12 protein-coding genes are annotated in these 12,813 nt (G+C 45.7%); 7 read left to right on the forward strand and 5 right to left on the reverse strand.

The genetic code is table 11. From position 1 onward, the window contains the following. Window positions 1–111: 111 nt before the first annotated feature. A complete protein-coding gene (locus I5M27_RS08945) occupies window positions 112–1,068 on the forward strand; it encodes a cyanophycinase (protein WP_200505843.1) in 957 nt (318 codons plus the stop codon). Here I5M27_RS08945 and I5M27_RS08950 read toward each other — a convergent pair whose 3' ends face one another. Then, on the reverse strand, window positions 1,069–2,037 hold the full coding sequence (locus tag I5M27_RS08950) for an isoaspartyl peptidase/L-asparaginase family protein (protein ID WP_200505844.1): 969 nt from the start codon (window positions 2,035–2,037) through the stop codon (window positions 1,069–1,071). Window positions 2,038–2,299: 262 nt separating this feature from the next. Here I5M27_RS08950 and I5M27_RS08955 point away from each other — a divergent pair, with 262 nt between their 5' ends. Then, complete coding sequence (locus I5M27_RS08955; RefSeq protein WP_200505845.1) at window positions 2,300–2,674, forward strand: DUF3127 domain-containing protein; 375 nt, start codon at window positions 2,300–2,302, stop codon at window positions 2,672–2,674. A gap of 54 nt (window positions 2,675–2,728) precedes the next feature. Here the strand turns inward: I5M27_RS08955 and I5M27_RS08960 are convergent, their stop codons facing one another. Beyond that, on the reverse strand, window positions 2,729–2,908 hold the full coding sequence (locus I5M27_RS08960) for a hypothetical protein (protein ID WP_200505846.1): 180 nt from the start codon (window positions 2,906–2,908) through the stop codon (window positions 2,729–2,731). Between the two features lie 206 nt (window positions 2,909–3,114). Here I5M27_RS08960 and I5M27_RS08965 point away from each other — a divergent pair, with 206 nt between their 5' ends. The 3 genes from I5M27_RS08965 to I5M27_RS08975 all read left to right on the forward strand — a co-directional run bounded on the left by I5M27_RS08965 (window position 3,115) and on the right by I5M27_RS08975 (window position 6,630). Beyond that, window positions 3,115–3,990, forward strand: coding sequence for an SDR family oxidoreductase (locus I5M27_RS08965; RefSeq protein WP_200505847.1), 876 nt, complete (start codon window positions 3,115–3,117; stop codon window positions 3,988–3,990). Between the two features lie 36 nt (window positions 3,991–4,026). Then, window positions 4,027–4,650, forward strand: a complete 624-nt coding sequence (locus I5M27_RS08970; protein WP_200505848.1) for an RNA-binding domain-containing protein — start codon at window positions 4,027–4,029, stop codon at window positions 4,648–4,650. 639 nt (window positions 4,651–5,289) lie between these two features. Next, a complete protein-coding gene (locus I5M27_RS08975; protein ID WP_200505849.1) occupies window positions 5,290–6,630 on the forward strand; it encodes a PhoH family protein in 1,341 nt (446 codons plus the stop codon). A 148-nt stretch (window positions 6,631–6,778) separates the two neighbouring features. Here I5M27_RS08975 and I5M27_RS08980 read toward each other — a convergent pair whose 3' ends face one another. Continuing rightward, the gene (locus I5M27_RS08980) at window positions 6,779–7,315 is read right to left on the reverse strand and encodes a DinB family protein (RefSeq protein ID WP_200505850.1); all 537 of its coding nucleotides are present in this window, start codon (window positions 7,313–7,315) and stop codon (window positions 6,779–6,781) included. Window positions 7,316–7,575: 260 nt separating this feature from the next. Here I5M27_RS08980 and I5M27_RS08985 point away from each other — a divergent pair, with 260 nt between their 5' ends. Continuing rightward, window positions 7,576–9,861 carry a S46 family peptidase gene (locus I5M27_RS08985; RefSeq protein ID WP_200505851.1) on the forward strand — a complete coding sequence of 762 codons (2,286 nt, stop codon included), beginning with the start codon at window positions 7,576–7,578 and terminating at the stop codon, window positions 9,859–9,861. Between the two features lie 75 nt (window positions 9,862–9,936). Here the strand turns inward: I5M27_RS08985 and I5M27_RS08990 are convergent, their stop codons facing one another. After that, window positions 9,937–10,902, reverse strand: coding sequence for a hypothetical protein (locus I5M27_RS08990; protein WP_200505852.1), 966 nt, complete (start codon window positions 10,900–10,902; stop codon window positions 9,937–9,939). A 53-nt stretch (window positions 10,903–10,955) separates the two neighbouring features. After that, window positions 10,956–11,828, reverse strand: coding sequence for an SDR family oxidoreductase (locus I5M27_RS08995; RefSeq protein ID WP_200505853.1), 873 nt, complete (start codon window positions 11,826–11,828; stop codon window positions 10,956–10,958). Window positions 11,829–11,966: 138 nt separating this feature from the next. Between I5M27_RS08995 and I5M27_RS09000 the strand changes: the two genes are divergently transcribed. Beyond that, window positions 11,967–12,782, forward strand: coding sequence for an SDR family oxidoreductase (locus I5M27_RS09000; RefSeq protein ID WP_200505854.1), 816 nt, complete (start codon window positions 11,967–11,969; stop codon window positions 12,780–12,782). The last annotated feature ends 31 nt before the right edge of the window (window positions 12,783–12,813 follow it).

Consider the following 12,813-nt stretch of genomic DNA (forward strand, 5'->3'; position numbering starts at 1 on the left):
TTTGTTTTATGCAGCTAATCAGCCCAAACATTCTTACTCTTTCCGGAAAGTGGCATTTTCATAAAACTCATTTTTTGTTTTGCGTATATAGGTTCAAATTCATTTCTGCGCATGACTTTATTTCCCAAAGGCAAACTGATCGCGATTGGCGGTAACGAAGACAAAGGCTCTTACCCCAATCCGCGCGCCAAACGTTTTTACAAACTGAACTTCTTTGAACTGGGCATCCTGAAACGCTTTCTGCTCGAAATGCACAACGATTGTCCGCGCATTGAAGTCATTACTACAGCATCCATGATCCCGGAGGAAGTAGGCGAACGGTATCTGAGCGCTTTTTCGTTGCTGAACTGCGAGAATGTAGGTTTAATGCATATTGGCTCGGAAGAAGAAGCCCACGAACCAGAATATCTGGAACGTTTAAAGGCTGCGCACGGTATCCTGTTCAGCGGCGGCGACCAGTCCAGGATCACGCAAATGTTTCAGGGTACGAAATTTCTGGAAACGCTGAAACAACGCTATAATAACGAAGAGAATTTTGTGATCGGGGGAACAAGCGCCGGAGCTATGGCAATGTCCAGAATCATGATCCGGGGTGGCAGCGTGCCGAATTCTTTAATGAAAGGCTCGGTAAAAATCGGCGAAGGCCTGGGCTTGCAGAACAATGTGATCATCGATTCACATTTTGTAAAACGCGGCCGGTTCGGAAGGTTAATTGAAGCGGTTGCGCTGCACAATAAACTGATCGGGATCGGGTTAGGCGAAGACACGGGCGTACTGATCACCAAAGGCCACTTTATTGAAACTATTGGCTCAAACCTGGTAGTGATCATAGACGGGCACAATATTGAACACAACAACGCTCCTACCGCCGATAAAGGCACGCCGCTTTCCATCGAAAACATTGAGCTGCACGTGCTGGCCAAAGGGAACGTGTACGACATTAATACCCGTGAATTCTATTACGATTACGAAAAGCACCTGGAATGGAAAAAGGCGCAATTGCTGGAAAAACCCGCAGATGCGACCGCAACTGAAGTATACCAGGCCCCGCCCGAAGACCGTTTGTGATCAGTCTTTATAAATAGCTACAAAAGCAGGCTCGTTATTTTTGCAGGAAGCCCGGTACATGCCTTCCGAATTGAATGGCAGCGCAATATTACCGTGCCGGTCGATAGCAATTAAGCCCCCTTCCCCACCAAATTTCACCAGCTTATCGTTCACTACCAGTTTGCAGGCTTCCTGCAGGGCAAGCCCGCGGTATTCCATCAGGCAGGAAATATCGTGGGCTACTACGGCCCGCATGAAAAATTCGCCGTGGCCGGTGCAGGAAATAGCGCAGGTTGCGTTGTTCGCATAGGTTCCGGCCCCGATTATAGGCGTATCGCCGATGCGGTTATAGTTCTTGTTGGTCATGCCGCCGGTAGAGGTTGCGGCTGCCAGGTTTCCGGCCAGATCTAAAGCCACCGCGCCTACGGTACCGAATTTCTTATCGGGATGTTCGGGCGTTTGCCTGTTCGTTTCCGGTGCAGGTGATTCGGAATGATCAAGCTGGTAGGTATCGGTGTCGCGGATCTGTTGCCACTGATCGTAGCGCAACTGGTTAAAAAAATAGGTTTCCGGCTCAAATTCAAGTTTGAGTTGCCGGGCAAAATCTTCGGCCCCCGGATAACTTAATAGTACATGGTCGGAATGCTTCATAACGCAATGCGCAAGTTTAATAGGATTTTTCACATTTCGTACCCCGCTTACTGCACCCGCCTTCAGATCAACTCCGCTCATGATCGAAGCATCCATTTCGTGCTTGCCGGCCTTGGTAAAAACCGACCCTTTGCCGGCGTTGAACAATTCGCAGTTTTCGAGGCACATCACGGTAGCCTCCACGGCATCTAAGGCAGAATGGCCGGCTGCCAGCAAGGCCCGGCCGGTCTGTAAAGCATTTTCCAGTTCGTGGAGATAACGTTTCTCATCCTCGACAGACATTAGCTGGCGGGTAATGGTGCCGGCGCCGCCGTGCAAAGCAAGGGCAAAAGTATTCATAAGCAGTTTTTAAGAGTAAAACCATATGGTTTCTGGGCTTACGCGAAACGGGCCAGAAGGTGGCAGAAGTACGTCGGAATTACCGGCTGGTCAGATAACATGTTGTTCACCCATTCAAGAACGTAAGAATTTCAGGCTGAAACTTTTAAGAAAAAAATAGCAGAAACTGGCATTTTTGCCGCCCATTCATGGAATTATTCAGGCCGTTTTTACGTATATTTGTGTAAGTAATATATAAAGAAAAATTATTAAAGAGAGTATTATGGCTTACGACGCCCAAGGTAAATTACACGAGATTTTCGACGAACAGCAGGTAAGTGAAAAATTCAAAAAGCGCGAATTTGTGCTGGAGATTCCGGATGGTGCTTATACGAATCATATCAAATTCCAATTAACCCAGGATAAATGCAGCCTGATCGACCAGTTTAAAGTTGGCGATGAAGTAAAAGTTGCTTTTAACCTTTCCGGTAAGCCTTTCACCAAAAACGGCACAACCATGTATTTCACGAATTTAGGTGCGTGGCGCATTGAGCCGGCCGGTGCTCCGCAGGCGGGTGGACAGTCGCGTGCAGCAGCTCCACAGGCAGCCGCCTCTACTTTTGCAATGGACGAAGCAGACAACGACCTGCCTTTCTAAACGAATACCAACATATATTTTAAAAATGCGGGCTGCAAGGTCCGCATTTTTTGTTTAACGGCGCGGGTGTTCTTTGCGGTAACCCACCACTAAAATGATGATCCAGACCGGAAAAAAAGCCGTGACAATGGAAGCGAAATATGGATCTACGGTAAAAAACAAAACGAAGTAAAGCAGCAAATTAATTATTAATCCGGCAATTCCGGTAACGTAATACGGATTTCGTTTTTTCATAAATAAAGGCCGGTTATTCTACCATTTGAACGTAAAACGGGCAGGTCGGTTCGGAACCTAAATTTTAATTAAGAAGTAACTAATTTGCAGTAGCAGTTAATACTTCTTATAACTAAAACCCTACCATTTTATCTTCCGTTCGGTACCAATACAACCCGGTAATAATTAGCTGAAATAACCCTTTAAAATCGCTGCTACGCCAAATCATGTTCGATCCGGAAAAACTTACTTCGCAAAGCTTAGCCAATAAAATTGCGGTAGTTACCGGGGCCAGTTCAGGCATTGGTAAAATAACGGCGCGGGAACTGGCCAGGCTCGGGGCGCAGGTGCTCATGATCTGCCGCAATCCGGAAAAAGGTGAATCAGCCCGGCAGGAAATTATGGCGAAAACCGGTAATCAAAACGTAATGCTTTTTCAGGCCGATCTGAGTTTAATGCGCGAAGTCCGCCGGGTTGCAAAAGAAATAAACGATAAATTTCCCCGGCTGGATATTTTAATAAACAATGCCGGTATGATGCCTGGAAAAAGGACAGTTACTTCTGAAGGATTTGAGCTTTCCTGGGCTACCAATTACCTTTCGGTTTTTCTGCTAACCAACCTGCTGCTCGATAAACTAATGGCTGCCGAATCGGCCCGGATCATCAATGTTTCTTCGGAAGTACACCGGCTGGGACAGATCAATTTGCAGGATATGCACAAACCCGGCAAGTACAGTTCCATAACCGCTTATGCCGACAGCAAACTGGCTACCATCATGTTTACCTATGAACTGGCCCGCCGCCTCGAGCTAACCGGCATTACGGCTAATTGCCTGCACCCGGGCGTAGTGGCAACGAACGTTACCGGGCAAGCCCACACCGCCATGAAATATTTGTTTATGCTGGGGCGGCCTTTTATGCGATCTGCGGAAAAAGGTGCGGAAACTACCTTATTTTTGGCTACCTCACCAACTTTAACCGGCGTAAGCGGCCTGTATTACAAAAATAAAAAAGCGGTACGCTCTTCGGGCCAAAGTTACAATCCGGCAATTGCCAGACGTTTATGGACCCAAACCGAAAAACAAACCGGTTTTCAAGCTTAAAAGCCCCAATACTGCTCTGTTTGGGCAAACCAGCACATGAATGAACTACAGCTACTTATTTCCGGAGGCGAAAGCGATACGCTCGATTTTAAAAAGCGTATCCAGCAACCAGACCGGATTGCCCGCACCCTGGCTTCGTTTGCCAATACCCGCGGCGGAATTATCCTGGTTGGGGTAATGGATAACGGTGAAGTTACCGGCATTGACCCGGAAGAAGAAATTTATACGCTGCAACAGGCTGCCGATTATTACTGTGAACCTCCAGTAAACATCTTTTTCAAAGAACTGGAAAATGAAGATGGCAAAACCGTGCTTAAAGTTATTATTCCCGAAAGCGTTGAAAAGCCTCACCTGGTGAAAGTTAAGGAAGGCGACTGGCGCAGCTATGTGCGGGTGAAAGACGAAACCGTGCTAAGCAGCAACATGGCCGGGAAGATCCTGAAAAATGAATTAACCCAAAAAGCGCCGCTGCCACTTGACAGCCAGGAAATTGCTTTAATGGATTTTCTGAAAGCGAACCGCCGGATCACCCAAAAACAATTTATGAAACTGGTGAATATTTCGCACCCCCGCGCTTACCGTATTTTAATCCGGATGGTTTTAGCGGGCGCCATTCGACTTCACCAAGCAGAACCCGAAGATTATTATACGTTAGCCTGACCCGGAAAAGTCGCTCTTTTTAAAAGTTTAAGGCCAGTATAAAACAAGCAAGTCCCGGAAGAGCTTTCCGGGACTTGCTTGTAAAAAACGCTATGGTTTGAGGTCATAAAACCATAGCGTTTTGCAGAAAATTTAATGGTTTCCGATATTCCGGGAAGGAATATTAGTCGTGTTTTTTAGAATTTTTCTTTTCGAGTTTTGCAGCTTTCTTCTCCTTGTCGGTTTTAGCTGGTTTCTTTTTCTCTTCTTTGCGGGCGTCTTGTGCTTTAGCCATTATTTTTAAAGTTAAAGTAGAAGTTCTGTTTTAAGATCAACTGCCAAAGTAAATAAATTATTGCCGAAACCCGAATAAGATTGGCAAATTCTTTTAATTCTACCCCGCGCGGCTTCCTTTAAACGCATAAAAAACGCTATGGTTTTGCCCGGAAAAAGTAGTGCAAATTTCATGGTTTTCAGCTGAAAATTAATGCTTTCTTTTTCAGAAAGTTAGTTATAAAATCCGTTTTAAGTTTTAAAAATATAGCGTTTTTTATATTCAGTTTTTGTCTTTACGCGTACAAGAAACTAAGCTTGAACTCCACAAACTTCCGCTAAATAAAATTAGCATCCAGGCTCTAAGCATGAAAACACACTCCTTTTATGACCGAAAAACAGAAAGCCAAACAGAAAAAAATGTTCGTGCTCGATACTTCTGTGATCTTGTACGACCATAGCGCCGTAGAACATTTTGGGCCGCACGATGTAGCCATTCCGATTACCGTACTGGAAGAGCTCGACAATTTCAAAAAAGGGAACGACATCAAGAATTTTGAAGCCCGCGAATTTATCCGGTACATCGATGATCTTTCTTCTTCCAGCCGTTTGCAGGAATGGATCCCGCTGGGAGGCAAAGACAAAGGTCGTTTCCGGGTGCTCATGAGCCACGAATCGGAGATTGATGCCGAAAAGGTTTTTGGTGAACAAAAAGCCGACCATAAGATCCTGAATTCCGCGCTGCAACTGCAACAGGAAAATCCGAAATTTCTGGTAGTGCTGGTTTCGAAAGATATAAATCTTCGCCTAAAAGCCCGTTCGCTTAATTTAATTGCCGAAGATTACGAAACCGGGAAAGTGCAGAATGTTTCGTCGCTTTATACCGGCATAGATGAACTGCAAAACGTAAGCGACGAAGCCATTGCAGAACTCTACGAAAAAGGCAGCTGCGATTGCACCCGGATCATCGAAAATCCGCCTAAAGACAATCATTATTTTATTTTACGCGGAGCCAACAGTTCCATTCTGGCCTATTTTAACCCTGAACAAAAACGAATTGAACGGGTAGATAAAATGATGGCATACGGCATAAAACCGCGCAACGCCGAGCAAACGTTTGCCATGCATGCCATTATGAATCCGGCCGTAAAACTGGTTACCATTCAGGGCATTGCCGGTACCGGAAAAACGCTGCTGGCCTTGGCGGGTGCCCTGGAACAACGCCGCAATTTCTGGCAGATCTACCTGGCCCGGCCTATTGTTCCGCTCAGCAACAAAGATATTGGTTATTTGCCCGGCGATATAAAAAGCAAGCTGAACCCGTACATGGAGCCGCTCTGGGATAACCTGAAATTCATTCAGAACCAATATTCGGAGAACAGCAAGGAGGCCAGCAAACTGAAGGAAATGGTGGAGCAGGAAAAACTGATGATCGTGCCTTTGGCCTACATTCGCGGACGGAGTATTTCGAACGTGATCTTTATTGTGGATGAAGCACAGAATTTAACGCCGCACGAAGTAAAAACGATCATTTCCCGCGCCGGCGAAAACACCAAAATTATCTTCACCGGCGACATTTTCCAGATCGATACACCTTACCTCGATACGCAAAGCAACGGCCTCTCCTACCTGATCGATAAAGCGAAGAACCACAAGCTTTACGCGCACATTACGCTGCAAAAAGGGGAACGCTCCGATCTGGCAAACCTGGCAAATGAGCTGTTATAATTTGAAAATTTGAAAGTGAGGAAATGTGAAAAGGAAAACAGATTCTTATTTAACATATTTTTCAAACCAGAACCGTTTTAAAGTAAATAAAAAAAGCAGCGCCGGAAATTTCCGGTGCTGCTTTTTTTGCTTCAGGGACATAGCGATTTTATAAAGAAACTTCCTGTTTTAAATAAAGGGTTTGAATAATGTGCAGGTGATGATTTTCGTGCGCGGCAATTACCCAGGCTAAAGAACGAACGTTGTAAGTAGCATTATTGGCTTTCCCAAACCGGTCGATCATTTCCGGGCTGAAGCTTTTGAAAAGCATGATCGTAGATTGGCGCTGCAAACGGTATTCGGTAATTAGGTCAGCAATTTTGCGGCGGTTCGCATCCGAGGCGGCGGCGTAATTATCTTCATCAAAACCGGGCAACATAACCGGCTCTTTTCTGGCAAAGCACAAAGCCCGGTATGCCATGATCCGTTCGGTATCGAGCATGTGCTGCAGCAATTCTTTCAGGCTCCACTTTCCTTCAGCATAACCTTTTTCTGTTTCGCTTTCTTCCAGGTTACCAAACAAACGGAGCAGATCTTCGCATTGGGTTTCGAGCAAAGCTAAAATATCGGTTTCGGGAAGGCGTTTCAGGTACGTTTCGAAATAGGCCGGGTATTCGCTTGGCGCTGGTTTTTGCAGATTATTCATAGTAAAAACGGTATGGTTTTCGGGTTAAAAAGTGCTTAGCAAGTTAACCGATATTTCAGAAATTCACTTGCCCATTCCTGATTTTTTCTCTGGTTTTAAAATCTCAATCCTTCCTTAACTTAAAGCGTTTTCAATAAATTTTCAACCAAAAACGCTATGGTTGTGGGCCCGGAAAGTCGCATAATGAGCGGATATGTTTCTAAGCCGGCAAGCTTCGGCAATTTTGCTTAACTTCGGCTTTTAAATCTTAATTATTACGAATGAAAAAGAAAACCATTCTGGTCCGGTTGCTGGCGTTGCTTTTACTGGCGCCCTTTACCGGCCGCGCCGACGAAGGCATGTGGCTGCCGCTGCTGCTCAAACAACTGAACGAAAGCGACATGCAGAAACGCGGTCTGAAACTTTCGGCCGAAGATATTTACAGCATCAACAAAACCAGTCTGAAAGACGCCATTGTTTTATTTGGCGGCGGCTGCACCGGCGAAATGATCTCCGGCGAAGGACTTTTGCTCACCAATCACCACTGCGGCTACAGCCAGATCCAGAGCCACAGTTCCGTGAAACAGGATTATTTAACCGATGGTTTCTGGGCTAAAAACCGCTCCGAAGAATTACCAAACCCAGGCCTAACCGCAACTTTCATTGTAAGAATGGAAGACGTAACGGCGCAGGTTTTAAAAGATATTCCAGCGAATTTACCGGAAGCCGAACGCGAGAAAAAAGTGCAGGCCAACATGGCGGGCATCGAAAAAGCAGCCGTGGAAGGCACGCATTACAAAGCCCAGATCAAGCCTTACTTCTATGGCAACGAATATTACATGTTCGTAACCGAAACCTTTACCGATGTGCGTCTGGTGGGTGCGCCGCCATCCTCGATCGGTAAATTTGGCGGCGACACCGATAACTGGATGTGGCCGCGCCATACCGGCGATTTTTCGGTTTTCCGTGTGTATGCCGGTCCGGATAACAAACCAGCCGGGTATTCCGCTGAAAATAAACCTTATGTTCCAAAGCATTTCCTGCCAATTTCCCTGAAACCGATCAAGGAATCCGATTTTACCATGGTTTTCGGTTTCCCGGGCCGCACTACGGAATATCTGCCATCTTACGCGGTTAAAGAAATTTACGAAGTTTCGAATCCGGCCAAAATTGCGATCCGCGAAACCAAACTGAACATCCTGGACCAGCACATGAAAGCTTCGGATGAAGTAAGGATCCAGTACGCCGCAAAATACGCGAGCATCAGCAACTACCACAAAAAATGGATCGGCGAGAACCGCGGTTTAAAGAAACTGAACGCCGTAGAAAAGAAACAGGAACTCGAAAAACAATTCACGGCCTGGGTTAATGCTTCGCCGGAAAGAAAAGCCAAATACGGCACCGTGCTTTCTGAATTCGAGAAAAACTACAACAGCCTGAACGGCATTACGCTTTCCCGCGATTATTTTATTGAAGCCGCATTAGGCGTTGAGCTGATCAGCTACGCGCAGAATTACGTGGCTTTAGTTGATCTCATCAAAAATAAAGCGCCGCAGGCCGACATCGAAAAACAACTCAAAAACCTGGGTAACTACGCCGGCTTCTTTAAGAATTACAACCAAGCCGCCGATAAAGAAGTGTTTGCAGCCTTAATGCAGATGTATTACCAAAATGTGGAGCCGAAATTCCAGCCGGAATATTTCCGCACTACGGTTGAGAAAAAATACAAAGGCAACTTCAGGAATTTCGCGAACGATGTTTATGCGAAGTCTTTCATGGTTTCGGCGGACAAAGTTAAAAATGCGCTGCCTAAAATTTCGACAACCAACACCAAGCTGATCGAGAAAGATCCGGCATATTTACTGGCCCGCGCATTTTTAGATAACTATCGCGCCAAAATCATGCTTACCTACGTTGCAGCTTCCGATGCCAACACGCTGAACAACCGTTTATTTGTAGCCGGCCTCCGCGAAATGCAAACCGATAAGAAATTCTATCCGGATGCAAATTCTACCCTGCGTGTGGCTTATGGCCAGGTTTCTGGTTACGAACCGATGGATGGTGCCCGTTACAAGTATTACACCACGCTGGAAGGCATTATGGAAAAAGCCGACCCGAGCAACCCGGACTTTGTAGTGCCTCAGAAACTCGTAGACCTGTATAAAGCCAAAGACTACGGCGATTACGGCGTAAACGGTGAAATGCCGGTTGCTTTTATTGCTACCAACCACACCACCGGCGGCAATTCCGGCAGCCCGGTAATAAACGCCAACGGTGAATTAATGGGAACCAACTTCGACCGCGCCTGGGAAAGCACCATGAGCGATATCATGTACGATCCGGACCGGGTGCGCAACATCATCGTTTCTACCAATTACATGCTTTTCATCATCGATAAATTTGCCGGCGCTACCCACTTAATCAAGGAAATGAACATTGTGCGCGAAGTAACGCCGCTGCCAATGCTCGAAAACGACGTGGATCCGCAACCGGAAATGAAGATCGAAAAATCTGAAAAGAAGAAAGACAAAAAAGTTAAAAAGAAAACCAAACTGAAAGCTGCTTAAAAACGGTAGCGTTTCAAACCAAAAAAGTCGTGCCGGGTTACCTGGCACGATTTTTTTATTGCTTTTAAATAGCATTTAGAATTTCTTTTTCAAACTAAAACCAACTCCCATTGCCTGCGTTTCCGTCGGAAAGCTGTAGACATTCCAGCTTACTTTTTTCTCCTCAACCGATACCGTTTTATCAGCGAGCAAATTCCAGGCACTTAATATTACCGTCGAAGTGCCCAAACCGATATTCAGCATCGAAAGCGCTGTTTTTGATTCATTGGTATTTGGGTACATGGAATAGCCGTAATTATAATCCTTTTCAAAATTGGCTGCACCCAATATTACCGCGCCTACTCCCGAAGCCAAACCCAATATCGGAACAATCTTATTCTCTGAACCTTGTGCGATCTGGATCAAATTTACGGCATTCAGCGATAAATTAGTACCGCCTAAAATAGCAGAGGGCAAACCATACCCGGTAGAAATATAGTTGTAATTATAGCTTGGCGGTGGCCCATATGCCGGCTGAATCATGGCACACTCCTCTAAGGTCAACCCCGAATTTTCTACCCAGGCCAATAACTCAGGCGTTTCCATATCGAAGATCCGGTCGTACTGATGGGCTGCATTTATTTTTTCGGCAATTGGGCGGCCGGCAGTTTGTTCGATCAAATAACCTACCGCGCAAATATTACCATCCTGGTCAATAAAACAAGGCCGTCTCTCTCCCGGAAAATCGTAATTCTTTGGGAATACTCCTGCACCAATATACTGGTGTAATTGATCTAACAAAGCAGCACGACTAGCTTTCAATTGCTCGGATAAATGCGTGGTCGCTCTTTCCCGAAGCATTTTTTCCACGTAAATCAGATGCGTTTGAATGCGCTCGTTTTCGCTTAGATCATCCGGAACAACTCCATATTTTTCAATTAAACTGACATCTCCAAGCACTGCATTTATCTTTTGGTTTGGAACAGGCGAAGTCTGTTTACAGCTGGAGAAAATTGTTAACCCAAACAGGAAAAGAAAACAGGAACTTACAATTTTTATCATCGGAAATTTGGTTGGTTTACATATATGACTCCACCCAACCAAAATCCGTTGCATTAACTTTTCCCCCGCGCCGCTTTTTCAATAGCATCCCAGTTTTCGGCAGGAATATGATCTAAACCGTTGAACTCTCCTGCCCCGTAAAGCCATTCACCGCCATCTATCGTAACCACTTCGCCGTTCACAAAAGCAGCAAAATCCGAAACCAGGTAAGCCGCTAAATTGGCAAGTTCCTGATGATGCCCGAACCTCCCTACCGGAATGCGCTTAACCGGGTCCACTTTTTCTGCCACATCCGCCGGAAACAAACGGCTCCAGGCACCTTCCGTCGGGAAAGGTCCCGGCGCAATGGCATTCATCCGGATCCCGTATTTTGCCCATTCTGAAGCTAAGGAACGCGTCAAAGCCAGCACCCCGGCCTTGGCACACGCCGAAGGAACCACGTACCCGGAACCTGTCCAGGCGTAGGTGGTAACGATGTTCAAAACCGAACCGGCTTTTTTATTCTCGATCCATTTCTTACCGATAGCAAGCGTGCAATTATAAGAGCCCTTCAAAACGATATCGGTAATAATGTCAAAGGCTTTCGCGCTTAACCGTTCCGTGGGGCTGATGAAATTTCCGGCCGCATTGTTTACCAGCACATCGGGCAAACCGAATTTCGCTTCGGCAGCCTCCAGCATTTTTTCCACCTCCACGTACTTTCGCACGTCGCAGGCGATTGGTAAAATTTCACCTTTGGTTTCTTCTGATAATTCTTTGGCTGTAGTTTCCAAAACATCCATTTTCCGGCTGGCAATAATTACTTTGGCTCCCAGTTCCAGGAAATATTTCGCCATCGAACGGCCCAGACCGGTGCCTCCGCCGGTAATCAAGATCACTTTATTTTGCAGCGCATTTTCACGCAGCATCGGTTCGGTATAATGCATGGCTAGCTTTTTAGTAAGAAGTATTTTCAAGTTAAAAATGTTTTACCAAAACGGTAGGTTTTCGGACGTAAAAAGTCTGGAAAATCTAAAGCGGCGCAAAGGAATATAAATGCGTAAATTTGCCCCACACGATTTCAGATGACAGCAAAAAAGATCAGTATTTTAGGTTGCGGGTGGCTCGGCCTGCCATTGGCCGAAGCGTTGGTGCAGCAAGGCTACGAAGTCCACGGCTCCACTACCACTTCAGAAAAATTAAACCTGCTCGCCGAAAAACAAATACAGCCTTATTTAATTGACCTGAATAATCCAGAAAAACTACCGGTTAATCAGGCTTTTTTTGAAAGCAAGATCCTGATCGTGAACGTTCCTCCGAAAAGAAATTCCGGTAATAATTATACAGCCCAGATTCAAAATCTGCAAAGTGTTTTACAGCATTCAAAAGTCACAAGAATAATATTCGTAAGTTCAACCAGCGTTTACAAACCTTCTTTAGAAGAAATTACTGAAGAAAGCGCACTTGATCATGAGAACGCGAAGGAACTGATCGAAGCAGAAAAGTTTATTGCTGCCTCTGAAAATCCCTGGCAAACCACCATAATCCGTTTCGCGGGTTTGTTTGGTCCGGGGCGTGCTCCGGGCCGTTTCCTGGCTGGTAAAACCGATCTTCCCGATCCAGAAACACCCGTAAACCTTATTCATTTGCAGGACTGCACCCAGATCATACAGGAAATAATAAAGCAAGAAAAATGGAACGAAGTGTTTAACGCCTGCGCCGACGAACACCCCGGCCGCGAAGTTTTCTATACCGAAGCTGCGCGAAAATTGCAATTACCACTACCAACTTTCGAAGCCAAAACGGTAGGCAAAAAGCCCGGAAAACTGATCAGCAATCAGAAGCTAAAAACGGCTTTGCATTATGATTTCCTGTTTCCGGATCCGCTTAAAGCGCTTTAAAATTTTTAAAACGGCACCTTTTTCAGCTCAA

The organism is Adhaeribacter terrigena (genome assembly GCF_016623615.1).
Lineage (GTDB): Bacteria > Bacteroidota > Bacteroidia > Cytophagales > Hymenobacteraceae > Adhaeribacter_A > Adhaeribacter_A terrigena.

Bases quoted from the DNA above. Each gene is read 5' to 3' on its own strand.
- I5M27_RS08970 (WP_200505848.1), top strand. From the start codon at position 4,027: ATGAATGAACTACAGCTACTTATTTCCGGAGGCGAAAGCGATACGCTC.
- I5M27_RS08945 (WP_200505843.1), top strand. From the start codon at position 112: ATGACTTTATTTCCCAAAGGCAAACTGATCGCGATTGGCGGTAACGAA.
- I5M27_RS08995 (WP_200505853.1), bottom strand. From the start codon at position 11,828: ATGCATTATACCGAACCGATGCTGCGTGAAAATGCGCTGCAAAATAAA.
- I5M27_RS08965 (WP_200505847.1), top strand. From the start codon at position 3,115: ATGTTCGATCCGGAAAAACTTACTTCGCAAAGCTTAGCCAATAAAATT.
- I5M27_RS08990 (WP_200505852.1), bottom strand. From the start codon at position 10,902: ATGATAAAAATTGTAAGTTCCTGTTTTCTTTTCCTGTTTGGGTTAACA.
- I5M27_RS08985 (WP_200505851.1), top strand. From the start codon at position 7,576: ATGAAAAAGAAAACCATTCTGGTCCGGTTGCTGGCGTTGCTTTTACTG.
- I5M27_RS08960 (WP_200505846.1), bottom strand. From the start codon at position 2,908: ATGAAAAAACGAAATCCGTATTACGTTACCGGAATTGCCGGATTAATA.
- I5M27_RS08955 (WP_200505845.1), top strand. From the start codon at position 2,300: ATGGCTTACGACGCCCAAGGTAAATTACACGAGATTTTCGACGAACAG.
- I5M27_RS08950 (WP_200505844.1), bottom strand. From the start codon at position 2,037: ATGAATACTTTTGCCCTTGCTTTGCACGGCGGCGCCGGCACCATTACC.
- I5M27_RS08975 (WP_200505849.1), top strand. From the start codon at position 5,290: ATGACCGAAAAACAGAAAGCCAAACAGAAAAAAATGTTCGTGCTCGAT.
- I5M27_RS08980 (WP_200505850.1), bottom strand. From the start codon at position 7,315: ATGAATAATCTGCAAAAACCAGCGCCAAGCGAATACCCGGCCTATTTC.
- I5M27_RS09000 (WP_200505854.1), top strand. From the start codon at position 11,967: ATGACAGCAAAAAAGATCAGTATTTTAGGTTGCGGGTGGCTCGGCCTG.